28 protein-coding genes, 2 tRNA genes and 1 pseudogene are annotated in these 22,505 nt (G+C 54.2%); 16 read left to right on the plus strand and 15 right to left on the minus strand.

Annotated elements, in window-relative coordinates; genetic code table 11:
* Positions 1 to 13 precede the first annotated feature (13 nt).
* Positions 14 to 382: a response regulator gene (locus J4G78_RS11025; protein ID WP_207986621.1), complete on the plus strand. Its 369-nt coding sequence runs from the start codon at positions 14 to 16 to the stop codon at positions 380 to 382.
* 37 nt (positions 383 to 419) lie between these two features.
* Here the strand turns inward: J4G78_RS11025 and rpmG are convergent, their stop codons facing one another.
* Positions 420 to 587: a 50S ribosomal protein L33 gene (gene rpmG / locus J4G78_RS11030; protein ID WP_066741431.1), complete on the minus strand. Its 168-nt coding sequence runs from the start codon at positions 585 to 587 to the stop codon at positions 420 to 422.
* Positions 588 to 803: 216 nt separating this feature from the next.
* On the opposite strand from rpmG, the gene J4G78_RS11035 reads away from it, so the two are divergent.
* The 3 genes from J4G78_RS11035 (at position 804) to J4G78_RS11045 (ending at position 2,315) form a co-directional block, all read left to right on the plus strand.
* A complete protein-coding gene (locus J4G78_RS11035) occupies positions 804 to 1,139 on the plus strand; it encodes a hypothetical protein (RefSeq protein WP_207986622.1) in 336 nt (111 codons plus the stop codon).
* 12 nt (positions 1,140 to 1,151) lie between these two features.
* On the plus strand, positions 1,152 to 1,718 hold the full coding sequence (locus J4G78_RS11040) for a TMEM165/GDT1 family protein (RefSeq protein WP_207986623.1): 567 nt from the start codon (positions 1,152 to 1,154) through the stop codon (positions 1,716 to 1,718).
* Positions 1,719 to 1,850: 132 nt separating this feature from the next.
* Positions 1,851 to 2,315: a Dps family protein gene (locus J4G78_RS11045; protein ID WP_243457061.1), complete on the plus strand. Its 465-nt coding sequence runs from the start codon at positions 1,851 to 1,853 to the stop codon at positions 2,313 to 2,315.
* A gap of 127 nt (positions 2,316 to 2,442) precedes the next feature.
* Here the strand turns inward: J4G78_RS11045 and J4G78_RS18345 are convergent, their stop codons facing one another.
* Both J4G78_RS18345 and J4G78_RS11055 read right to left on the minus strand, forming a co-directional pair.
* Positions 2,443 to 3,120 (minus strand): cold-shock protein, encoded by a 678-nt coding sequence (locus J4G78_RS18345; protein ID WP_207986624.1) that lies wholly within the window; start codon positions 3,118 to 3,120, stop codon positions 2,443 to 2,445.
* A gap of 188 nt (positions 3,121 to 3,308) precedes the next feature.
* Positions 3,309 to 3,794 (minus strand): DUF4870 family protein, encoded by a 486-nt coding sequence (locus tag J4G78_RS11055; RefSeq protein WP_243457062.1) that lies wholly within the window; start codon positions 3,792 to 3,794, stop codon positions 3,309 to 3,311.
* A 163-nt stretch (positions 3,795 to 3,957) separates the two neighbouring features.
* Between J4G78_RS11055 and J4G78_RS11060 the strand changes: the two genes are divergently transcribed.
* From J4G78_RS11060 to rpoN, 5 genes are all read left to right on the plus strand, one after another.
* Positions 3,958 to 4,575: a ribonuclease D gene (locus J4G78_RS11060; protein WP_207986625.1), complete on the plus strand. Its 618-nt coding sequence runs from the start codon at positions 3,958 to 3,960 to the stop codon at positions 4,573 to 4,575.
* A gap of 90 nt (positions 4,576 to 4,665) precedes the next feature.
* The gene (gene lptC / locus J4G78_RS11065) at positions 4,666 to 5,310 is read left to right on the plus strand and encodes an LPS export ABC transporter periplasmic protein LptC (RefSeq protein ID WP_207986626.1); all 645 of its coding nucleotides are present in this window, start codon (positions 4,666 to 4,668) and stop codon (positions 5,308 to 5,310) included.
* Positions 5,311 to 5,313: 3 nt separating this feature from the next.
* Complete coding sequence (locus J4G78_RS11070; protein ID WP_375140368.1) at positions 5,314 to 5,859, plus strand: LptA/OstA family protein; 546 nt, start codon at positions 5,314 to 5,316, stop codon at positions 5,857 to 5,859.
* Between the two features lie 247 nt (positions 5,860 to 6,106).
* Entirely contained in the window at positions 6,107 to 6,868 is a 762-nt protein-coding gene (lptB, locus tag J4G78_RS11075) for an LPS export ABC transporter ATP-binding protein (RefSeq protein WP_243457323.1), read from the plus strand.
* A gap of 34 nt (positions 6,869 to 6,902) precedes the next feature.
* Positions 6,903 to 8,426 carry an RNA polymerase factor sigma-54 gene (gene rpoN / locus J4G78_RS11080; protein WP_207986629.1) on the plus strand — a complete coding sequence of 508 codons (1,524 nt, stop codon included), beginning with the start codon at positions 6,903 to 6,905 and terminating at the stop codon, positions 8,424 to 8,426.
* 133 nt (positions 8,427 to 8,559) lie between these two features.
* On the opposite strand, the gene J4G78_RS11085 is transcribed toward rpoN, so the two are convergent.
* The 6 genes from J4G78_RS11085 to J4G78_RS11110 form a co-directional block, all read right to left on the minus strand.
* Positions 8,560 to 9,096, minus strand: a complete 537-nt coding sequence (locus J4G78_RS11085) for a GNAT family N-acetyltransferase (RefSeq protein WP_207986630.1) — start codon at positions 9,094 to 9,096, stop codon at positions 8,560 to 8,562.
* A gap of 5 nt (positions 9,097 to 9,101) precedes the next feature.
* Positions 9,102 to 9,317 (minus strand): DUF5818 domain-containing protein, encoded by a 216-nt coding sequence (locus tag J4G78_RS11090; protein ID WP_310737205.1) that lies wholly within the window; start codon positions 9,315 to 9,317, stop codon positions 9,102 to 9,104.
* 14 nt (positions 9,318 to 9,331) lie between these two features.
* Positions 9,332 to 10,303, minus strand: a complete 972-nt coding sequence (locus J4G78_RS11095) for an oxidoreductase (protein ID WP_207986631.1) — start codon at positions 10,301 to 10,303, stop codon at positions 9,332 to 9,334.
* A 14-nt stretch (positions 10,304 to 10,317) separates the two neighbouring features.
* Positions 10,318 to 11,442: an alanine dehydrogenase gene (ald, locus tag J4G78_RS11100; RefSeq protein WP_207986632.1), complete on the minus strand. Its 1,125-nt coding sequence runs from the start codon at positions 11,440 to 11,442 to the stop codon at positions 10,318 to 10,320.
* An 88-nt stretch (positions 11,443 to 11,530) separates the two neighbouring features.
* Positions 11,531 to 12,538 (minus strand): peptidylprolyl isomerase, encoded by a 1,008-nt coding sequence (locus J4G78_RS11105; RefSeq protein ID WP_207986633.1) that lies wholly within the window; start codon positions 12,536 to 12,538, stop codon positions 11,531 to 11,533.
* A 272-nt stretch (positions 12,539 to 12,810) separates the two neighbouring features.
* On the minus strand, positions 12,811 to 13,920 hold the full coding sequence (locus J4G78_RS11110) for a peptidylprolyl isomerase (RefSeq protein WP_207986634.1): 1,110 nt from the start codon (positions 13,918 to 13,920) through the stop codon (positions 12,811 to 12,813).
* 107 nt (positions 13,921 to 14,027) lie between these two features.
* Between J4G78_RS11110 and J4G78_RS11115 the strand changes: the two genes are divergently transcribed.
* Positions 14,028 to 14,115: transfer RNA gene (locus J4G78_RS11115), tRNA-Ser, on the plus strand.
* A gap of 443 nt (positions 14,116 to 14,558) precedes the next feature.
* Here J4G78_RS11115 and J4G78_RS11120 read toward each other — a convergent pair.
* The 3 genes from J4G78_RS11120 to J4G78_RS11130 all read right to left on the minus strand — a co-directional run bounded on the left by J4G78_RS11120 (position 14,559) and on the right by J4G78_RS11130 (position 16,855).
* Complete coding sequence (locus J4G78_RS11120) at positions 14,559 to 15,788, minus strand: glycosyltransferase (RefSeq protein ID WP_207986635.1); 1,230 nt, start codon at positions 15,786 to 15,788, stop codon at positions 14,559 to 14,561.
* A gap of 34 nt (positions 15,789 to 15,822) precedes the next feature.
* Positions 15,823 to 16,335, minus strand: a complete 513-nt coding sequence (locus J4G78_RS11125) for a serine O-acetyltransferase (RefSeq protein ID WP_207986636.1) — start codon at positions 16,333 to 16,335, stop codon at positions 15,823 to 15,825.
* A gap of 431 nt (positions 16,336 to 16,766) precedes the next feature.
* Positions 16,767 to 16,855: transfer RNA gene (locus J4G78_RS11130), tRNA-Leu, on the minus strand.
* Between the two features lie 243 nt (positions 16,856 to 17,098).
* On the opposite strand from J4G78_RS11130, the gene J4G78_RS11135 reads away from it, so the two are divergent.
* Positions 17,099 to 17,383, plus strand: a complete 285-nt coding sequence (locus tag J4G78_RS11135) for a hypothetical protein (protein ID WP_207986637.1) — start codon at positions 17,099 to 17,101, stop codon at positions 17,381 to 17,383.
* A 55-nt stretch (positions 17,384 to 17,438) separates the two neighbouring features.
* Here J4G78_RS11135 and J4G78_RS18160 read toward each other — a convergent pair whose 3' ends face one another.
* Positions 17,439 to 17,852 (minus strand): hypothetical protein, encoded by a 414-nt coding sequence (locus J4G78_RS18160; RefSeq protein WP_243457351.1) that lies wholly within the window; start codon positions 17,850 to 17,852, stop codon positions 17,439 to 17,441.
* Here J4G78_RS18160 and J4G78_RS18165 point away from each other — a divergent pair.
* Positions 17,842 to 18,165 carry a hypothetical protein gene (locus J4G78_RS18165; RefSeq protein WP_243457352.1) on the plus strand — a complete coding sequence of 108 codons (324 nt, stop codon included), beginning with the start codon at positions 17,842 to 17,844 and terminating at the stop codon, positions 18,163 to 18,165. The genes J4G78_RS18160 and J4G78_RS18165 overlap by 11 nt on opposite strands.
* Positions 18,166 to 18,176: 11 nt before the next feature.
* On the opposite strand, the pseudogene J4G78_RS18285 reads toward J4G78_RS18165, so the two are convergent.
* Positions 18,177 to 18,272, minus strand: a pseudogene (locus J4G78_RS18285) (MJ0042-type zinc finger domain-containing protein); the annotation flags it as partial.
* A gap of 200 nt (positions 18,273 to 18,472) precedes the next feature.
* Between J4G78_RS18285 and ftsE the strand changes: the two are divergent.
* From ftsE to J4G78_RS11160, 4 genes are read left to right on the plus strand one after another with little or no spacing between them, the layout of a single operon-like run.
* Positions 18,473 to 19,183 carry a cell division ATP-binding protein FtsE gene (gene ftsE / locus J4G78_RS11145; protein WP_207986639.1) on the plus strand — a complete coding sequence of 237 codons (711 nt, stop codon included), beginning with the start codon at positions 18,473 to 18,475 and terminating at the stop codon, positions 19,181 to 19,183.
* Between the two features lie 10 nt (positions 19,184 to 19,193).
* Positions 19,194 to 20,120, plus strand: coding sequence for a cell division protein FtsX (locus J4G78_RS11150; RefSeq protein ID WP_207986640.1), 927 nt, complete (start codon positions 19,194 to 19,196; stop codon positions 20,118 to 20,120).
* Positions 20,121 to 20,129: 9 nt separating this feature from the next.
* On the plus strand, positions 20,130 to 20,663 hold the full coding sequence (locus tag J4G78_RS11155) for a YdcF family protein (RefSeq protein ID WP_207986641.1): 534 nt from the start codon (positions 20,130 to 20,132) through the stop codon (positions 20,661 to 20,663).
* A 3-nt stretch (positions 20,664 to 20,666) separates the two neighbouring features.
* A complete protein-coding gene (locus tag J4G78_RS11160) occupies positions 20,667 to 21,356 on the plus strand; it encodes a lysophospholipid acyltransferase family protein (RefSeq protein ID WP_207986642.1) in 690 nt (229 codons plus the stop codon).
* A gap of 90 nt (positions 21,357 to 21,446) precedes the next feature.
* On the opposite strand, the gene J4G78_RS11165 is transcribed toward J4G78_RS11160, so the two are convergent.
* Entirely contained in the window at positions 21,447 to 22,325 is an 879-nt protein-coding gene (locus J4G78_RS11165; RefSeq protein ID WP_207986643.1) for an OmpA family protein, read from the minus strand.
* Between the last annotated feature and the right edge of the window lie 180 nt (positions 22,326 to 22,505).

A 22,505-nucleotide genomic window follows, 5' to 3' on the forward strand; every position in this document is an offset into this window, starting at 1 on the left:
GGCAAGTCACACCGTGGCAAAAAGAGTTCTGGTCGTAGAAGATAATGAGCTGAACCTGAAACTGTTCTGTGACCTGCTGCGCGCGCATGATTTTGTCGTCGAACCAGTTAAGGATGGCCGCGAGGTAATAGACAAAGCCCGCAGTTTCGTGCCTAATCTGGTGATTATGGACATCCAGCTCCCCCATGTGAGTGGACTGGAACTGATCGAGCAAATCAAAAGCGACGGGCAGCTTAAAATCATCCCGATTATGGCGGTTACGGCCTATGCCGGTAAAGGCGATGAAGACCGAATTTTGAGCGCCGGGGCTGAGGCTTATGTTTCAAAGCCTATATCGGTGGCGAAGTTTATCGAATCGGTACAGGGCGTCCTGCAACGGTAATCACAATTCAGATTTTCAGATTTTTCGCAAAAAGCGCTTATTTAATCTTCGCTTCTTTGAACTCGACATGTTTGCGCACGACCGGGTCATATTTCCGCTGCACCATTTTTTCGGTCAAGTTGCGCGGGTTTTTGCGGGTTACATAGAAAAAGCCGGTATCCGCCGTGCTGACGAGTTTGATTTTTACATTGGCTGGTTTCGCCATGGCGCATTCCTTAAAAGCAGATTTTCGAAAGTGCGATTTGCCCAAAAACCTGGCGCAATCCGCTGTAATTGAGCGCGCTAATGCTGAAAGTGACGGCGATTGTCAAGAAAAAGCCGCTATCCACTCGGTAGGATATTTTGGCCGAAACTGTCAGACCGTCATTTACTGCCCTTTAACCATATTTTTGCATGGTAGGCTGGTAAATAAGGCATCTTTATGGATCACGATCAAAACTTACTCGTTCAGGCAGAAATGCTTGCCCTACTGGATGGCATGCCATCTTCTTTGGTGGAAAAGCATCCTGTGCAATTTCTGATGCATCTCGATCAGGTGCGGCAGAAGGCTGTACAACATCATTTGACCGCGCTGCACGATTTAAGCTGTGCGTGTGAATCTGCGCTGCAGCAAGCGTTGCAAAGCGGCACAGGTGTTCTTGTGGCAGACTCGTATCTTGCAGCCATGCGAGAGGCATTGAAATGTGGACCGATTACCGGCGTCATGGCCGAGGCTTTACTGGCGAATGTGGCGCTACGTCTGGGCGGGCAGCCTTAACGGCCGATCTTTGTGGATGCTTTTCTAACTTCCCTATTTGCGTTGCTCATCGCGGAAATTGGTGACCGGCCGCAGATATTATGCGCGGCTCTGGCCATCCGCTATGGCCGAGTAACACCCATAATCTGGGGTCTCGGATTGGCGACATTGCTCAATTGCTTGATATCTGCACTGGGTGGTTCGGTGGTAAATCAATGGATTAGCGAGGAACCGTTACGGCTCTTTTACGCTCTCTCTTTGCTCTTTGCGGGATTTGGCATGGTGCTATGGCGGCGGCCTGTTGATCTGCTTGAAAAATGGACTTTGGGTCCGTTCTGGACTGCCTTTCTGGGTCTTTTCATCTTGCAATTCGGTGACAAAGGGCAGTTTATATTGGCGGCGACGGCAGCGCGGACTGATGCCTGGGCATTTGCCGTCGCCGGCGGATGGGTCGGTGTCATGTTGGCCTGTGTTCCCGCTTTATTGTTACAAGAAAAGCTCGCCGAGATGCTGCCTATCAAGTCCATTCGCTATATTGGCGGCGGCATATTTCTGATGATTGGTACTGCAATGGTGCTAAGCGCATGGGGCATAGTCTAGTGATAAAATATCGATTGATTTTACAGCATATATCGGAAAATCCGATGAGACAGAGCCATGTTATCCGTTTGCTTCGATCAGACTGGCTTCTTATATCGTTTTCATAAACCACTTAATGTGATGGAGATTGATATGACAACTGGTGACAATGCGAGAAAAGCGCTGGCAGATTCGCTAAATGCGGTTTTAGCAGATAGCTACGCGCTCTATTTTAAAACCAAAAACTTCCACTGGCATGTGTCCGGCCCCCATTTTCGCGACTATCATCTGATGTTCGACGAGCAGGCCGCGCAAATATTGCTGACGACGGATATGATAGCCGAGCGGGTGCGGAAAAATGGTCAGCGAACACTGACATCTATTGGCGATATTTCCAAACGACAAAATATAGCCGATAACGATGCTGACAAAGTGTCCGCCGATGACATGCTCAAAGAGCTTCGCGAAGATAATTTGGCGCTGGTGGGAAATTTGCGTGCGGCCAAGGAGCTGGCTGGGGAGGCCGGTGACAATGCGACAGATGGTATGCTGGACGACTGGACCGATCAGGCTGAGCAGCGTGCTTGGTTTCTGTTAGAAAGTTCTCAAAACGCGTAATTCAGCCACAACAAGCCACAACAAAGGGCCAACGAATTAATCATCCGTTGGCCCTTTTGATTTTTGTTACCTATCGGCAAAGATAGCGAACGGTTAGCTCGCCAAATTCCACAATATCAGTAGATGATTATTTGGAGATCAGATTAACAGCTGCAGTTTTACCGCGGCGATCAACTTCCAATTCAAATTCCAGTTTGTCACCTTCTTCCAAACCGCTCATACCCGCTCGTTCCACAGCCGAGATATGAACGAATGCATCGGGTTGACCATCATCACGCTGGATGAAGCCAAAGCCCTTCATACTATTGAAAAACTTGACGGTGCCGGTTGCTTTTTCACCCGTCAACTCACGTTGTGGCGGTCCACCGCGATCTTCCCGCGCTGCCGGTTCTGCCACTTCGATCAAATCGCCTTCAATTTGAATATCAGATGCGGACACTTTTCCACCGCGATCGACCAGAGAGAAACGCAGGCCTTGACCCTCGGCGAGGCCTTTCAGGCCAGCGCGTTCGACTTGGCTGATGTGAACAAACACATCTTCACCGCCAGCATCCTGCACAATGAATCCAAAACCCTTTTGGGCATTGAAGAATTTCACCTTGCCGGTGCTTTCGCCAACAACCTGGTCCGGCATCCCGCCTCCATGGCCGCCGCCGCCACGTTGCCCGCCGCTATAACCGGTATCTGGTCGTGTATATCGTTCTACTGGTGGACCGCTATCGCCTTGGTATCCATCAAAATTTTCATCACCAAAGCTATCACGCTTATCCCGGCCTCTGCCACGCCGGTTTCTATCAAAACCCATTCTTGAATCGTCTTTCACTTCGTCCGATAAATCAAATCAAATGTCGTAGCGGACGATGGCACGAGCATTTTCTTACGCGAATCCCTATATCGCGCAGCATAACTATATAGAAAAACCAAGGCTTATGCGAATAAAAATCCGCACAGGGTTAATTTCTATTCAATCTCGCTCACGCGCGAACAGGTTATCTAGAATAGCCATGTCTTCGGATCGTCGATTGGCTCGTGTTTTTGAGCTTTCAAAAGCGCGAGAATCGAACGAACCAAAACCCAAATCGCTAGGGCAATGAGCAACGGTATTCCGATCAGGATGATGGATAAAATAGCACCGATTACACTGCCAATAAGACCGATTACGAAAGTCATGATATGAAACTGCAAATGGCTTTCTTCCCAAGTGCCGGCGACTTCGTCTTTCCAAACAAAGGCAAGAATGACGCCGACCAGACCAGTTATGCCAACGATGAAGCCTGCTATGTAAAGCAAAGAAATAATGGTCGCTTTGTTCATATCAAACCCGCTTGAAGCCGGCGGTGGTGATTGGTCTGTCATCTTATTCTTCCCCTTTATCCCTGCGCATAAAACACTATAGAAACGGCAATCTTGTTCTTGCTGTTTGGTCCATGCTGCGGCAGATACTATAACCAATGGAAGTATTTTTTGAAATAATTTCAACACTTGCCGTGCAGGCTGCACAGATTGCGCTGGTTTTGATACTGGTCATTGGCTGGTTTACTGTGTCTCTACCCAAGGAAAATTTTATTCGAAGTCGTTCAGTTCAAAAAAAGCGGCTATTCATAGCTACTCAATCAAGCCACACCCAGAAAAGCGAGACATAATGGCCGTATTTTTCCACGAAGAAGATTTGCCCGAAGGCGTATTAGGCACCGGAGCGGTTGCCGTTGATACCGAGACTATGGGCCTCCAAACATTGCGCGACCGGCTTTGCTTATTGCAAATATCAGATGGCAATGGTGATGAGCATCTTGTTCGTTTCAATCCTGATAGCGACTATAGCGCCCCTAATTTGAAGCGGATATTGGCCGATCCGAACCGGATAAAATTATATCATTTCGCTCGTTTCGATCTGGCGGCGATAGAATATTATATGGGCGTGATGGCTGAACCGGTTTTCTGCACGAAAATCGCATCCCGGCTAATCCGTACATATACTGACCGGCATGGTTTGAAAGAGCTGGTCAGGGAATTGCTTGGTCAGGATATATCCAAACAACAACAATCCAGCGATTGGGGCGGTCCTGAATTGAGTGATGCACAGCGCGATTATGCGGCATCCGATGTTCGTTTCCTTCACCGGCTGAAGGATGAACTCGAAATCCGGTTGGAGAGAGAAGGGCGGACGGCAATGGCTCAGGCCTGCTTTGACTTTTTACCGCACCGGGCGCGTCTTGATATCGCGGGTTGGCCCGAAACAGATATATTTGCCCATGCTTGAATTTTCCCCTGCTTGAATTTTCCCAACCCTGAAGATGCTACAAGGTTCAGCCTTCATACATTCTAACCGGTGCCCTAAATATAGATAAAGATGACCGTCACGACCGAACATATCAAAACGAAACGCCAGCAGTTTGCTTCGCCCGGCGGAAGCCATGATCGCAATATCCGGTGGCTACGGGTGTTGTTGCCACTGGGCGTCGGTGCTTTGGGGGCATTGTTGGCACTCGCGCCTTTCACCATGAGCGGGGAGCTGAGCTTTGTTCTCGACAAGGATAGCGTCGATGTCGCGAAAGAACGCATGCGCGTGACCGAAGCCCTTTATCGCGGCGAAGACAGCCAAGGCCGGCCGTTTTCAATCAAAGCAGGATCAGCGGTTCAAAAAAGCTCACGTGAAGCGGTGGTCCAGTTGAAAGATCTCTCAGCTCGGATATTGTTGAATGATGGCCCGGCCCAGATCCGGGCGGGTGAAGGCCGTTATGATATGGACCGGGAAGATGTCAAAGTACCGGGGGCCGTTCAGGTGGAAAGTGCCAGCGGATATCGGCTGACCACGAACAATGTGACGGTGGATTTGAAAGGCCGGACTTTGAAAAGTGATGCTCCTGTCGAGGGGCGGACCAATATCGGAACATTTCGAGCAGACAGCCTGAAAGCCAATATGTCGGAACGCACGGTGACGCTGGATGGCAACGCGAAGTTGCGTATCGTTCAAAACGGATTAAGAGTTCAATAGATGATCAAAACTTCCTTTCTTGCGGCCTCCACTGGTGCGGTGATCGCCACTGCAGCAATCATTGCATTTGCAATGCCAGCCCCTGCACAGGTTTTTGGCGGTCATAACAGCAATGCTCCGGTAAATTTCGACGCCGGCCGGATTGAAGTGCAGGACCGGGCCGACCGTGTTGTGTTATCTGGCGCCGTGCGGGTCGAACAAGCCGGGCTTGTTTTGAACTCCGCCCGGATGACGGTGGCCTATCGAAACACCGGCGGGATTGAGGTCGACCGGATTGATGCCTCCGGCGGCGTGACCATTCGGAAAGACGGCGATACAGCGACCGGCAATGTTGCGATTTATGACTTGAACCGGCGTCTTATAACGCTGGTAGGCAATGTCACACTGACGCAAGACACCAATCGATTGTCCGGCGGGCGTGTGATTATCGATCTCGCCTCAGGACGGTCAACAATTGATGGTCGTTCGGCCGGTGGGTCAAGTACTGGAACGCAAAATTCCAATGGCCGTGTTTCAGGTACATTCACTGTCCCTCAACGCAACGATTAGATGCAAGCCAATATGGAGTGAGGTTAATTTTCGGATCGGCCTGCTCCATGGCTGAATGTGTTGGTAAGCGTTAGTCAGACCCGCAATCGCGCCAAAAAGAACCATTTTCGATCAATCATGCATAAAGCTTGCCAATTTCGAGTAAATTGGGCCATGTTGTTAACCATTACATAATCTAATCGGGTTCAAACAGGACCGGAACCAAAGGACCACAATGAACGACGCGACCACAATTGAAACATCAGCCATGGCCGATCGCGGTTCCGCAATGGCAAGCGATGCGATGGAGCACGGCCTTGCGGTTGTGTCGATTGCGAAAAGCTATGACAAGCGTTCCGTATTGTCGGATGTGTCGCTTTCGGTCGGGCGAGGCGAAGTTGTCGGGCTGCTCGGCCCCAATGGTGCGGGTAAGACGACCTGTTTCTATTCGGTCATGGGGTTGGTGCGACCCGATGCCGGTCGGATCATGTTGGATGGTGAAGATATTACGCCGCTCCCAATGTATCGGCGAGCGATATTGGGGCTCGGTTACTTGCCGCAAGAAACATCGATCTTTCGCGGAATGACGGTTGAGCAGAATATCCTCGCCGTCCTCGAAATGGTGGAAAATGATAAAGCCGTTCGCGCTGAAACGCTCGACCGGCTGCTTGACGAATTTGGTCTTACCAAATTGCGCAGTTCTCCGGCGATGGCATTGTCCGGCGGTGAACGCCGTCGCTGTGAAATTGCCCGCGCTTTGGCCGCAGACCCCTCGATCATATTGCTTGATGAGCCGTTTGCCGGAATTGATCCGATTTCAATTTCCGATATTCGCGATCTTGTCGTGCAGCTGAAGAATCGCGGCATCGGCGTTTTGATTACGGACCACAATGTCCGCGAAACGCTGGATATTGTTGACCGCGCCTGCATCATTTATGATGGCCAGGTCTTGTTTGCGGGCAGCCCTGAAGCGCTGGTCAAAGACGAAAATGTTCGGCGGTTATATCTGGGTGAGGGCTTCGCTCTATGATCAGGCGCCCCATGATCAGGAAACGGCCAGAATAATGGCTTTGGGCCCCCGTCTTGATCTGAGGCAAAGCCAGTCATTGGTGATGACGCCGCAATTGCAGCAGGCGATCAAGCTGCTGGCTTTGTCTAATCTCGAACTCGAAACTTATATTGCGGAAGAAATTGAGAAAAACCCGTTGCTCGACACTGGTGAGCTGAACGCTGACGCAAAGAATGATGATGCCGGTGATAATGGTGCTGACCTTCCTCCGGAGCCGGGAACCCAAGGGAGTGACGAGATATTGTCCTCTGGTCCGGCTGAGGCCGAATCCACTCTGGATATGGCGGATAATGCTGATCAATTTTCCAACAATAGCCTGAGTGAAAGCGATGGTGCATTGGACGGGGGCCTTGGTTTGAACGGCACGGCTTCCTCGGGTAGCGGTGCTGTTGGCGGGGAAGCCCCTGATTTTGAGAATATGCTGGTGGCCGAAACAACACTGGCGGAACATCTCATGGAACAAGCCGGGGCGATATTGTCGGGTGCGGATTTGTTTATCGCCCAACATCTGATCGATCAGATTGACGAATGCGGCTATTTGCAGGCTGATCTGCTGGAATTCTCCCATCGATTGGGCGTGCAGCTGGATGATGTGAAGCGTATCCTGACCGAGGTCCAGAGCCTGGAGCCGGTTGGTGTTGGCGCTCGCGATTTGGCGGAATGTCTTGCGCTTCAGGCGAAGGAAGCGGATCGCTATGATCCGGCGATGGCGCGGTTGATAGACAATCTCGATCTGTTAGCCAAAGGGGCTTTGCCACAACTGAAACGCATGTGCGGTGTTGATGATGAAGATCTGATGGACATGATCGCGGAAATTCGCGCCTATGACCCCAAGCCGGGTTGCAAGATTGGCGGCGGCGATGTGCAGGCGGTTGTGCCGGATATTTTCATTGCCGAGCGCAGCGGAAAATGGCTGATCGAAGTCAATAGCGCGACGCTGCCCAAGGTGCTGGTGAACCGTACCTATTTCACCGAACTGAAAGACGGGGCGCAGGATAAGGCGTCCAAGGAATGGCTCAATGACTGTCTTGCCGATGCGAGCTGGCTGGTCAAAGCGCTCGACCAGCGGCAGCGCACCATCATCAAGGTTGCAACCGAAATCGTGAAGCAGCAGGAGAATTTCTTCCGCGAAGGGGTGGCGCATTTGCGGCCTCTGACGTTGAAGAATGTCGCGGACAAGATCGAGATGCATGAATCGACGGTCAGCCGGGTAACGTCCAACAAATATCTCTCCTGTTCTCGCGGCACGTTTGAGCTCAAATATTTCTTCACCAGCGGCATCCAGTCATCAACCGGCGGAGAGGCAGCTTCGGCGGAAGCGGTGAAGAGCCATATCAAGGCGCTCATCGATAACGAGGATCCCAAGAAGATCCTCTCTGACGACAAGCTGGTCGCGCTGCTCAAGGACAAGGGCTTTGACATTGCCCGGCGGACGGTCGCCAAATATCGCGAAGCCTTGGGGCTTGGCAGTTCGGTGCAGCGCCGCCGGCAAAAGGCGCTTGAGGGCAAGGCGGCTTAGGCAGGTCAAATCAACAAACCGCGCTGGGTAAGGCCGCGCTCAGGCTGAGCTCGTCGAAGCCGCCTCTGAGGCCCTTCGACAAGCTCAGGGTGAGCGCGGGATGGGGGCAGAACATCGCCGCACATTACTATCTTCACTCTCCAATCTCCTTCCGTAACACCACAAATTCCAGTTCTTGCGTCTTCGGCAGGCCATAGCGCGGGTCATCAAGCGGGAACGGGCGCCGCTCGCCGGTTTGGCCATATCCCCGCCGTTCATAATAGGCGATCAGATCGGCGCGCTGGCGGATGACGGTCATTTCTATCACCTGCGCCTGCCAGTTTTCGGCAACATAATGTTCCGACGCATCCAGCAATTTCTTGCCCAGTCCGCCCGCTTGGCGGTCGGGGTCAACCGTCAGCAGGCCGAGATAGGCCACTCCTTCTTTGACGCGCATGAGTTGCACGCAACCAGCCATATCAGCACCGTCCATAGCGAGCAGGATGACCTGATCCTCATCCGCCAATATTTCCCGCAGAGCCTCCAAATCGGTTCTCTGCCCGCCGAGTAAATCGGCTTCGTGCGTCCAGCCGCGCTTGGCGCTGTCTCCCCGATAGGCGCTTTCCACCAAGCCGTGCAGGGCAGGGAGGTCTTCAGCGCGCGCGGGCCGCATGGTCTCTTGCAAGCCCATGATCGTCAGCCGCCATCCGCCAGTCGCACGCCTTCGGCTTCGATCTGGTCATCATAAATGAGCCGTCCGGTGACAATCACGCGTTTTTCCACTTCATCAATCGGCGTGCGGAGCAGCTCAAGCCGATAGCGCCGGCCATCATCGGATTGCAGCGCAAACCCGCCATCATCGCGGACGAGCAAGCCGGAATATTCGGCGTCGCCCAGATGCTCATTCATCATGACCGGGCCTCTCCTTACGCCGCAGCCAGCAATGTTTCGCTGAGCTCCCAGAGCCGTTCAGCGTCGTCGTCATCGCACGCATGCGGTGCGACACAGCTATATGGCGGAGAATTTTCGTCCATCAACTGGGCAACATCGCAATCCTCACAGTAAAGCCCGTGCTTGTCGTCCAGCAGCGGCGATGTCGCGGCCCACAGGCTGGTGGTGCAACCCTGTGCCGGGGTTTTAAAGCCGTTTTTCGCCAACTCCGATGGTTCGCCATCTTTGTCGAGCCAGCCCAGTTCGATCTGCTCCTCCACCGGCAAATGGCGTTGCAGCGGCGTGAAAATGCCGCCCGGATGCACGGAGAAAGCGCGTCCGCCAAAGCTCTCCATCCGCCGGCTGAGCGCATTGGCGAACAGGGCATTGGCGCTCTTGGACTGCGCATAGGAGGTCCATTTATTATAGTCGCTCTTTTCGAACTGAATATCGTCCCACAAAATGCCATTGCGTTTATGGGCGATGGAAGACAGCGCGACGACGCGTGGCGCTTCGGCTTTTTCGAGCAGGGGCATCAAGCCTTTGGTCAGGGCAAAATGACCCATATGGTTGACGCCAAACTGGCTTTCCCATCCGGGTCCGACACGCTCAAGCGGCGTCGCCATAATCCCGGCATTGTTGATCAGCAGGTCCAACTGACTCAGGCTGCTACACATGGCATCGGCAAATTTCCGCACCGAAGCAATGTCCGACAAATCCATCGTCGCAGAAGAAACATCGCCCTCCACGCCCGACAGATTGTCGGCTGCCTTGGCCTCATCGCGCACCGGCACGATAACTTTCGCACCCTTGGCGGCCAGCGCCCTTGTGGTTTCCAGGCCAATGCCGGAATAGCCGCCGGTGACAATTGCGATCTTGCCGGTCAGGTCAATGTCAGCCAGCACGTCCTGCGGTTCACTCTTCGCCGGAAAGCCGGAGCCAAGTGGTTTCTGATCTGCTGCTGCCATTTGGAAAAATCCTTCTATTCGGGTTTATGCCCCACTATCTCTGACACCGGCATATAATCATAGCCCAAATCTTCGGCCACCGCGCGATAGGTGACATGGCCGTTCCACACGTTCAATCCCTCGGCGAGATGGATATCGTCACGCAAGGCCGCCTCCCAACCCTTGTTGGCAATGGCCAGCGCATGGGGCAGGGTGACGTTGTTCAGCGCATAGGTGGATGTCCGGGATACCGCGCCCGGCATATTGGCGACGCAATAATGGACCACATCATCGACAACATAGGTCGGGTCCTGATGGGTCGTCGCCTTGGACGTTTCAAAACAGCCGCCCTGATCAATCGCCACATCGGCCAGCACCGAACCGGGCCGCATGGTCGAGAGCATATCGCGGGTCACCAGCTTGGGTGCTTCGGCTCCGGGGATCAACACCGCGCCGATGACCAGATCCGCCTCAGCGACACATTCGGCCAGATTGGCCTTGTTCGAGAATCGCGTTTTCGCCCGCGCCTCGAAATAGTTGCCGAGTGTTTCCAGCACTTCGGGATTGCGATCAAGGATGGTGACGTCCGCGCCCAGACCAGCGGCCATTTGCGCCGCGTTAAAACCAACCACACCGCCGCCAATGACGGTGACCTTGCCCGGCGATACGCCCGGCACGCCGCCGAGCAATATGCCGCGGCCGCCATGGGCTTTTTCCAAGGCTGTCGCGCCCGCCTGTATCGACATGCGTCCCGCAACCTGGCTCATCGGTTTGAGCAACGGCAATCCGCCCGAGCCGGTAACGGTTTCATAAGCAATACAAATGGCTTTGGATTTGACGAGATCGGCGGTCTGCTCCGGATCGGGGGCAAGGTGCAGATAGGTGAACAAAATCTGTCCCTCGCGCAGCATCGCCCGTTCGGCGGGCTGGGGTTCCTTGACCTTCACGACCATGTCGCATTTTTCAAAAATCTCGGACGCCTTGGCGGCAATGGTTGCGCCCGCATCGACATATTCGGCATCCTCCGCGCCAATGCCCAGACCGGCGCCGGTTTCGACCAGCATATCATGACCATGGGCGGATAGTTCCCGCACCGATTCCGGCGTCAGTCCAACGCGATATTCATGGTTTTTCACTTCTTTCGGGGTACCGACACGCATGGGGAGGCTCCTGTTTTTGCCGAGTCTTATCCGCGTCCAATATCAGTAAAATGTGACGTGCGCGAGTGGCTTGCGTAATATAATTACATCACTCCGCAACTTTTCTTATCGGCACGGGAACGGTGCAAATATTCCCATAACCACCATGGGCCTCAATATATTGCAGCAGCGACGGGCTATAGCTGGCGAGATATTCATAGCGCGGTTGTTCGGCCAGAGGCAGCTCGCTCGCCAGACGCACCGAGGTGATCGGGATATACTGTGACTTGTCGGCATAAAATCCGCCCGCAGCCGTGCCAAGCGGCAGGTTGGTGACATGCTCCAGGCCATCAATCACCCGTCCGACCATGCCAAAGGTCATGTCCAGGCTACGCGCCGCTTCGCCCGTGATGATCGAGATTTCCGCGCCGGTGCCGGCATCGGGCGGATCATAATGGGCCGGAGACAAGGACCCGCGGCAGGTGATCGGAAAGGCCTTGCCGTCCTTGGTGCCAATCGGCCAGCCTGCGCCAAAGCCGACTTTCGCGCCATAGTTTTCATAGATTGTCTTCATCAGCGGCCGGATTTCCGTGCCCTGATATTCGTTGCTGTAAGCGACCGCCGCATCCAGCGCGGCTTCGTCCGTAGCGCGCTTGGCACCGAGCGCCGCGTTGAAATAGTCGCTCTCCGGCACGGTTTCGAGATTCTCGGGAACCTGCTTATTGTCGGGATTGCCGCCAAATTGGGTGACGAAATCCTTGGAGACACGGTATATTTTCGTGCCATCCCACCAGCGCTGGGCGGCAAATTTGCGAACATTGCGAACATGCGCGCCCGAAAGCTCGGCCGGGACCAGCTGAATCACCGCCTGACGCTTATTGCCCTCGGCATCATCGGGCAGGGTGAGGATCATCAAATCGCGAACCGGAATCGGCAGCCAATGGTCGGCGGGCGCGGCTGCCAGTATCTCTTGCGGCGTGGGCGCGGGTTGCTCGATGGCGGGATCATCTTGATCTTGCGCGATGGCGGGGGCGACGGGCAGCAGGAAAGCCGACAGGGCTGAGATGCTGCTGCGAAGACAGGCGCCCGGCAATGCAAAATTTTTAAAATTATACATCAGGGTCACACAGGGTCACACCCCCTAAAGCGGAAAAATCTTTGCGCCCGGAAAGGGCTGAAAAAAGCGGGTCAGCGGCTGGTGGAGCCATAAGGATTGATGAATGCGTCATGGGAGAAAGCTAGCCGATTTGACCCGATGTAGGAAAGGGGAAAAGCACTTGGTCTGTGCTCCTGCGTAGGCGGGAGTCCATCTCCCACCGTTGCGGCTAATCGATGGCGTCCGAGATGGCCCCCTGCCTGCGCAGGGGCACCAGGCCTGTAGATTATATCTCATTCTTCCGCCTTCACCCGCCGCACCGGCACCGGAATATTACAAATATCCGCGCCGCCTGCCGGTTTGATAAAAAACGGATCCCGGCGATTGGCGCGGGCATCGGCATAGCGCGCGAAAGGTTTGCTTTCGGTGCTGAGATATTCAAATCGGGGTTGTTCGGCCTCTGGCATATCGGTGGCGATGCGGATCGACTGGATCGGCACGCGCTTGCTGGCATCGGCATAAAAACCCAACTTGCCCTTGCCGCGCGGCAGGCTGGAAAGATGGTCTATGCCTTCGATTATCCGTCCGACCACCGCGATATTGCGGTCCAGATGGCGGGGCGCATGGCCGATGACGGTATAGAGTTCCGCACCACTGCCGGTATTGGGCGAGAGGTTGCGACCTACACCAACCGCGCCATAGCAGTGGACGGGCCAGAATTTTGTATTGAGCGTTTCGTCATCGCGCTTGCCGCCCACGGGCCAGCCTTCAGCAAAGGAATTAATGTCAGAGTAGCGATCCGCCATCCGAGCCATAACAAAGTTGTTGACGTCTTGATCTGGATCTCGATCTTTCCCGAAGATATCCAAATGACCCATATGAAGACGCGCTATAGACATGGCAGTCTTGATAAAAGCAATTTGTCGCTCGGTAGCACCTTCAAAGCCTATTGGGCCCGCGAAATCGGGTAGTGTCGGGGTGGTATACTCACTCTCCGGCACTTCAACCAAGCCCTCCGGCAAAGCCTTCTGCTCCACCTCTCCTGATTCCGGATTGTCGTAGCCGGCATCGCCCCATTGCACGACATAATTGTCCTGCACCCGGTTGATGCTGGTGCCGTCCCAGAATTTCGCGGCGGCGAGTTTGCGGATATTGCCGATCCAGCCTTGCGAGAAAGGCGGCGGCATCAACTGGATGATCACGCGGCGGGTGTCTCCCTTCGCATCCGGGGCCAGATCCATGACCAGCAGATCGCTGGCCGCTATGGCTTTCCAGTCGCTCGCCGGGGCCGCATCGACTATCGCATTGGGGCTGGGAAACTCCTGTTTTGGTGGCTCTTGCGCCGATAGAGGAGACATGGTGAGTAGCGCAGCCAGAGGCGCGAGCAGGATATTTTTTCTCATCCGAGCACCCTAACCCCAACCAAGCTCTTGCGAAAGAGCGTTTCGCGCACTAGGGGAAGCGTCGCTGTCAGAGTTTCGACCAACCAGATGATTCTGATAAGCATTGCGGAGTCGTGGCAGAGTGGTCGATCGCGCACGCTTGGAAAGCGTGTATAGGGCAACCTATCGAGGGTTCGAATCCCTCCGACTCCGCCATTGCCATGATATAAGCCCCTGTTTTGTAGACATTAACTATGTCTTGAGTATCCCGTAAGCCTTTTTGATGGCCATATAGCAGTTAATGGACGTTGGCTGTGAGCATCCAACCATTCTGGGTGTTTCACTTGTCGACTTTATGGCATGATTTACATTACACATTGATGCGCAGTTTTTAACTGCACCTGATTTTAAGGGAGATCAGGAGTTTAATTGGGGGCTCATATCATGAAATCTATGGCACTTGCCGTAACACTTGTTGTTGGTCTGCTGGGACCAACGGAAATTAATCCGTGCGCGTCTGGCGCTGCGTTGGCTCAGACTTCTGCTTGCTGCAAGGTTTGCCGTAAAGGCAAAGCCTGCGGTGACAGCTGTATTGCTCGTGACAGAACGTGCACTAAGGGCAAAGGGTGTGCGTGTAACGGCTGAATTAGCCGCCACTTTTAGATTGCCAGAAAAAGCTCTTTCAGCTTCGCAACTTCCGTCACGGCATTATGCCGTTCCCGAACCCGTTCGCGCGCCCGTTCGCCCATTTCTATCAGCGCGCTGTCGTCGAGCTGTAAAAGCTGTTCCATCGCGCCGGCAAGTCCCTCGGCATCGCTTGCATATACGAGAAAACCCTCGCTGCCGTCTCTTACGAGTTCCGGAATACCCGCGACATAAGTGGATATGATCGGCCGCGCGATTGCCATCGCTTCCATGATGACGACCGGTAAGCCTTCTGCAAAACTCGGAACAACCAGAGCTTTGGAGGTGCCCGTAATCTCCCTGATTTCGGCACCGCTTTTCCAGCCAACAAGCGTGATCGATTTTTCCAGACCATATTGCGCGATTTCTCGCTCGATTTGAGGACGCATTTCGCCATCGCCAATCATTGTCAGTTCAAATGACACATCTTTTTCAGCAAGCAAATGGCATGCCCGGATCAATATGATTTGTCCTTTTTGTTCGGCGAACCGGCCAACCGTCACCAAATGCGGCGCTGCTGGCGGATTTGAAATGGTGCTGTTGATAAATTCGCTGCCGAGCCCGCAATGGATGATGTTGACCTTTTGCCAGTCCTGCTCGCGGGCAAATCGAAAGATTTGGCTGCGCCCAAAGGCTGATATGGCGGCGACAAAGCGCGCCCGCTTTACTTTTTCGCGAAGATTGAGGCTATGGGCTTTGTCAAATTCTTCGGGGCCATGCACGGTGAAACTATAAGAGGTCTGTCCCAACGCACTGCACAACATACCCACTTCGGTAGCATTTGTACCAAAATGACAGTGCACATGCGTTACACCGGCCTCGCGCATCTTGCCGAATAGCATGCAGGCTTCAGCCAAATAAACAAGGTGTACCATCATCGGGCGTTCGCTGGCGCGGCCCATTTTTAACGCCAGTTTACATGCTGACAAAAGCGCGCCCGGCCGGGAGAACAGCATCTTGATAAAACCCATGACCAGCGGCCACAAACCGCCCCGCAAAAGGTAGGATGTCTTGCTCCGTTCAGCCAAATCCGCTTCATCCGCGAGCTCCGCATCCCATCCGCGGACAGAGATTCGGGTCACATCGAAACCCTGTTCCTCAAGTTCCAGAATCTCGTTTCGGATAAATGTGTGGCTGATCGTCGGATATTGATTGACCAAATACGCTATTTTGGTGCGATCAGCGGGATCATCATTTGCATTCATGGGGCAGGCTTTCAAAAATTTGCTGATTCCGGTTCTAGATAATCTTGGCCGGATTGCCGACGGCCGTTTTGCCGTCAGGCACGTCACAAAGCACCACCGCCGATGCGCCGATATTGCAATTGTTCCCGATACGAATGTCGCCCAATATCTGTGCATAGGCGCCTATTTCGACATTGTCGCCAATATGCGGAACGCCGCCGCCGTCCATCCGATTGCCGATTGTCACGCCCTGACGCAGCGTACAGCCTGATCCCAGAACGACTCCCGGATTGATAAAAATACCGCCAAAGTGCCAGATCCTTAGACCCGGTCCGACGCTGGCTTCTTTCGGCAGGCTGATACCAAAGAGCGTTTCGACAAACCGAAACGACAACCAGTATAGTTTTGTCCCGAGCCATTTCCGAAAGCCGCCATTGCGCCTGTCGACAGACCGGCCATAACGATAGACCTTGATGGCCCAAAGCGACTGTTCCTTCAGCATGGGACGTGCGCCATCCACTCTTTCCAAATCCGACCGCCAGTCGTTGTCGCGATTTCTGAGGGCCAATGGAATGATCCTTGTATTTGCCGTGGTTGCCATGTGGTAGCTCAACTTAGAGCACGCATTGTGCTAAACAACACAGTAACGAATTTAGATAGTTAGCGTCAAAATATAATTAATTTGCTCGACGCCGGTGACTGGCCAACAATCAAGCGGTGCAGCAGGCGGTGATCTTTGACGGTGCACCAAGTGACATGTTTCTAAAACCCGCAAACTTTGCAAAAAGACATTGTCGGATCGGCTCTTCTGACCGGGGGAATGGCAGAAGAGGAGCTATAAAGGGTGGGTCGCAAACCGATCCGACATCGGATTTCTTGCTTTTCGAGGGCAATATCTCATCCGCTTCGCAAAAATATAGGTGATAGCAAAATATTGTTGAATGCCGTCTTCTGGTTCAACGCGGCTTCAGAACCAAAGATGCGCATCTGTCGAGAAACTGGTGCGGTCGAGAAGACTCGAACTTCCACGGGGTATTAACCCCACAGCGACCTCAACGCTGCGCGTCTACCAATTCCGCCACGACCGCACTGTCATTCGAACCGGGCCATAAGCCCTTGGTAGGCGCGTGCCCTTAGCAAAGGGTGGATAGGCCCGCAACAGATATTGTTGCTGCGGATATTGCTGGAGCAAAGCCTTAACGCACCGTACCAAATTGTCTCTTTCTCGTACAATTTCATTCGCTTCATCCGTTTTATAGGGGAAGAGAACGGGAAACAGGCGCATTAACCTTTTATTTACCTTGTCAGAGGGCGGTTTTGCGGTCTTTTCTATGTTTATGCGCAACCGCTTCCCTGTTTTGACCATGCTGGCCTTTATGCTGGCCAGCACTCCCGCCACCGCGCAACAGGCCTCACAATCTGGCGCGCGTACGCAGGTCACGGCCTCCGCACGCATTATCGGCGGAGAATCGATACGTTTTGGAGCGACCGTGCCGAAGGGACCGGCGAAGCAAGGGTTGAACGGCAAAAACAGCCAAATATTTCCGCTGGCTCGCACGCGCGGAGAAATCCTTCTCAAGGGCGGGCCGCATGTGCTGGTAACCGAATTTCACTGACCCACGGGCTATTATTGCCCCCATAAACTATTGGCTTAGGTCCCCTGAATAACCGCTATTCGCGTGTTACGTCCGCCCAGCCGACTTCCAGCTGGCTAGCGGCACGCGGCACATCCAGTTTGGCTTCGTTAAAATTGATTCTTGCCCCGGGCGCGAGCGATTTGGCAGGAGCCTTCATTTTCCAACTGTAAACAATCCGGCCGCTGGCATCGCGCAGGATGACCAGCATGGATGGCACCGATTGTTCGGTATCGGACGGATTGATGATCGTTCCGCTGGCGGCGAAATATTCCGTACCATCCTGTAGCGTCCGGCGATCCTGTTTCTCACTCAGTTCGATCAGTAACGGGGTGTCGTCCACGGACGCCATTTGATAGTTTTTAAACAAGTTTGATGGACCGAACGCATAAAGCGCACCGCCACCAATGATGACAAGACTTGCAAAAGCAATGGCTGCTATGGTCCACAATTTGGCCGGGTTACGGCGCGGTTTGAACGGGGGTTCGTGGGCGAAGCTGCTGGTTTCTGATACAAAAGGCGGTGTTGCTGCGGCAGTTGGTGGCGGAGCCGGTGCGGCTGACGATGCGGCCGAAGAGGACCCGGGCGATGCAGCTGACGATGACACCGGCGAAGTGGCGGGAGGTTCCGAATGGCCCGGTTGGTCCGGCGTTGCAGATTCGGGAGCTTGTGGGCCGTCAGACCGGGAAGCAGGAGCCGCGCCCGGCAAGGGTTGCTGGGTCGGCGGGGGTGTTTTGACCGGTTCCGGCGGAGCCGCTTCCTGAAACCAGTTATGACGGCATGACGCGCAGCGCACGGACCGGCCGGTCGGGCCAATCGCACTGTCGGGCACGAGATAACGTGTCTTGCAGGCCGGGCAATTCAATATCATGACGTTCTTCTAAACACGGCAATCCATGAAACTGCAAGTCTGCGCTGCATGCTTTTGAGACAAGAGCCTTTTTTTCCGCGTCTTGGGGCCGGTTTGATCGGCTCTGCGATACGCGGCAGTTGATTTCAGGGGAGGTAACGTCCTATTGAAGCGGGGAAATATTTAGCGTTCCACCTGATCAAATGATTTGAAAAATCCCGATGAATGAAATTGTTCAATTTGAAAATGTTGGCCTGCGCTATGGGGCGGGCGCGGAAACGCTGTCAGACCTCAGTTTCACGCTCTATCCGGGCAGTTTTTATTTTCTGACCGGTGCTTCGGGGGCCGGCAAGACATCGCTCCTGAAACTGCTCTATCTCGCGCAGCGGCCCAGCCGCGGTCTCATCCGGCTATTTGGCGAGGATGCCGTGACCATGTCGCGAGAACGCTTGCCGGGGTTTCGGCGGCGTATCGGGGTGGTATTTCAGGATTTTCGGCTGGTGCCGCATCTGTCGGCCTTTGATAACATCGCGCTGCCGCTGCGGGTTTCGGGGGTGAAAGAGAAGGATCTTACTACACCTGTCGCCGAAATGCTGGACTGGGTCGGCCTTGGTGACCGCGCAGAGGCGCGTCCCGCCACCTTGTCTGGCGGAGAGCAACAGCGCGTGGCGATTGCCCGGGCGGTGATCGGGCGGCCCGAAATATTGGTGGCTGATGAGCCAACCGGCAATGTCGACCCTGAAATGGCAGTGCGGCTGCTGCAGTTGTTTGAGGCGCTCAATACATTGGGTACGACCATTGTGGTGGCCACGCATGACATACACCTGCTTAGCAAAGTGCCGGGAGCGCAGATGATGAAGCTGGAAAAGGGCGGACTTTCCGATCCAACCGGTTCCTTGCGCAATCCGCCCTTGCCGCGCGACAGAGCCTAGAGACGGCCTGATGCTCAGCTTGTTTGTCATCCCCGGCCATGATCGCCGCCTGATCCCGGAGGGACGGCTTTCCGGCCCGATGCCGTGGGTGATTGCGATCATGATCTTTCTGATGGTGCTGGCAACGGCAACCGGGCTGGCCTTTGCCGAGGCAGGGCGCAATGTTTCCGATCAACTTTCCAGCCGGGCGACGGTACAGATTGTCGAGGCTAACCCCGATCTCAAAGCACGGCAATCGAATGATGCGGCGGCGCGGCTGCGGGGTATGGCGCTGGTTGAGGAAGTGCGGGTCTTGCCACCACAAGAAATTGAAGACCTGATTGCGCCATGGCTGGGACAGACGGCTGGCACGCAGGACGAGCTGGAAGCCGGCAGTCTGCTGGAAGATATTCCATTGCCTGCACTTATTGATCTGAAACTGGTGCGTCCTGCTGGTCCAAAAGAGCTGGACGAATTGCGGGCGGCGGTCAGGCCTTTGGCTGACAGCGCGCGGGTGGAACCCAGTAGCGGCCTGATTGCGCCGGTCATTGCGCTCGTTCAATCGCTGCAATGGATTGCTTTTGGCCTTGTCGCCTTGCTCGCCATGGCAACAGCGGCGGCGGTGATTATATCAGCGCGCGCAGCGCTCAACACGCATAAGGAAACCATAGGGGTCATCCATTTGCTGGGCGGCACCGACCGACAGATTAGCCGCCTGTTTCAACGGCGCATTGCGCTGGATGCGCTGCTCGGCGGGATATTGGGCCTGATTTGCGGCACCGCAATCATCCTGCTGCTCGGCATGCAGTTATCGGCTCTTGGGTCAGGGCTGGTGGAATCACTGGGCCTCTCTTGGTATAGCTGGTTGATTATCGGCGCCGTTCCGATATTGGGAATGACCCTGGCCATGGTGACTGCGCGGATGACAGTCATGGGCGCGCTAAGAAAAATATTGTAGTCACCTTTTATGATCCTTCGTTCCCTCTGTTTTTTGCTGCTGTTCTGGATGATCGGGTTTGTTTGGTTTGCCGTCGATTTGCCGCGCCCTGCTGCGGACGACGTGCGGACAGATTCGATTGTTGTGCTAACCGGCGGTCCCAAGCGGATTGAACATGCGTTGCAGATGCTGGAGGCAAAAAAAGCCGGATATTTGCTGATATCGGGCGTCGATCGCGATGTAAAACCAGGGGAATTGGCGGTTGAATATGATCGCCCGGATAGCCTGTTTGAATGTTGCATCGATCTTGGGCTCCAGGCCGTGGACACGCGCTCCAATGCTCTGGAAACTGCACGTTGGACAGCGCGGAGGGAAGACGGATCGCTGCGGCTGGTGACATCGGACTGGCATATGCGGCGGGCGAAGCTGGAACTGGAACGTGCGGTACCAAGAGATATCAAGATCATCGCCGATGCTGTCCCCAGCGCGCCCTCATTGGGCACCTTGTTCAAGGAATATAATAAATTTCTGATGCGCCGACTGGCGGCCTTTGCCGGGGTTTAAGTCATGCTAGCAAAGATCCGCTCAATCCTGTTCATTCCGCTATTCTACGGCGGATCGACACCGATCATCATCATGGCGTTTATCGTTGCGGTATTTTCGGTGCGCGGCACCCATTATATGGCGCAGCTATGGAGCCGCTATCACTATCTCTGTGCGCGCCTTGTTCTTGGCATACGCGTTGAGATCAAGGGCGAAATCCGCAACGAACCGCTGCTTTACGTCTTCAAGCATGAGAGCATGTTCGAAACGATCGACTTACTGCGGATTTTTGACAAGCCGGTCGTGATTGCCAAAAAGGAACTGCTGGTTATCCCGCTATGGGGCTGGATTGCCAAAAAGCACGGGCTTTTGGGTATCGACCGCAATGGCGGCGGCGCGGCGATGCGTCAGATCATTAAACAGGCCAAAAAAGCAGTCGCGGAAGGCCGTCCGATCGTTATTTTTGCAGAAGGAAGCCGCGCGCACCATGGGCAGCGACCGGAATTGCAGACAGGTTTTGCCGGTATCTACAAACTCATGGGCTTGCCGTTAGTGCCGGTAGCCCTCGACAGCGGGGTTATTTCGCCGCGCGATACATTTGTCCAGAAAAGCGGGGTCATTACTTACGCTGTGCAGGACGAGATTGAACCGGGTCTTGATCGCGATGATATTCGGGACCGCGTGCATAACGCGATTAATGTACTGAATGATTGATCGCAATATTGCGGCGATTAGATTTTTCAGGACGAAACTGGTGACGCCCGGAAAAGAATGTCGGGGTGGACCTGGCCCACCCCGCGCATCTTATATGCCGTCAACGCTCTTGCTGACCATGATATTCACGGCAACGCGGCGGTTCTGTGCCTTACCTTCAGGGGTGTCATTGCTCGCAATCGGATCAGCTTTGGCCATCCCGGTGGGCGTCAGCATACGATACGGCTTCCAGCCGCAGGCTTGCTGCATATAGTTGACCACACGGCTGGCCCGCTTTTCACTCAGCTGTTGGTTAAATTCATAGTCTCCAGTGGAGTCCGTATAACCGACAACAAGCAATAGCGAGTTTTCCATCGCTTCGGCTTGGGCAGCTGTGTTGCACAGCTCGGCCTTATCCTGCGCGGACAGCACGGCCTTGCCTGTATCAAAGTTCACATTTGTCGTGCCTTTAATATTATACTTATCGATATCACCGACGCGGCCGCGCAGTGCTTCGGTTGCCGCTGTTTGTTCGGCAAAGCCCTGAGCGGTACCGTTGCGGATCATGCTGGCGGTTTTGAGGTCGTTGTTACGCAGCTTGATCTTGCTCGCCACCAGGTTATCGCCCCATTCTACCGTTTCCACCGTAACTGGCAGACCGTTGAGCAGCGAATCGGCACCAAGTTCGCTGCGACCAATGCCCAAAAAGCCTTTGCTCGCCCGGATTTGAGTGGCTTCAGCAACAGTAATGGCCGTATTGCTGCCGTTATCGCTTGTGACTTGCATTCTGTCAGCGTCACGCGCGGAAATAAAACCTTCAATTTCTGGACCTTCTGGCAAGCCGGACAGATCAGCCGGAGGTAAACCGGTTACAGTAATATCGCTCTCTGACTCTGGCATGTCCTGCTGCGCAGACACGCTGGTCGGGACTGCTACAGCAAGTGTAGCAAGCATTAGTGTGATTTTCGAACCTTTGGAAATGTCACTCATAAATTTTCTCCTTCAAACAATAGCGTTTGCCCCGCATGGCTGTGGTGTTTCATCTGATCGGACCGGAGATGGTCGCTCATCTGTCAGGCTCCCTTAAACCCGCACCACAATATGAGGCGGCACCGATGCCGCACATGAACATATCGATTGCCTGAGTGGTCAGATCATCCTTTCTGGCGC

Origin of the sequence: Parasphingorhabdus cellanae, from assembly GCF_017498565.1 — a bacterium.
GTDB lineage: Bacteria > Pseudomonadota > Alphaproteobacteria > Sphingomonadales > Sphingomonadaceae > Parasphingorhabdus > Parasphingorhabdus cellanae.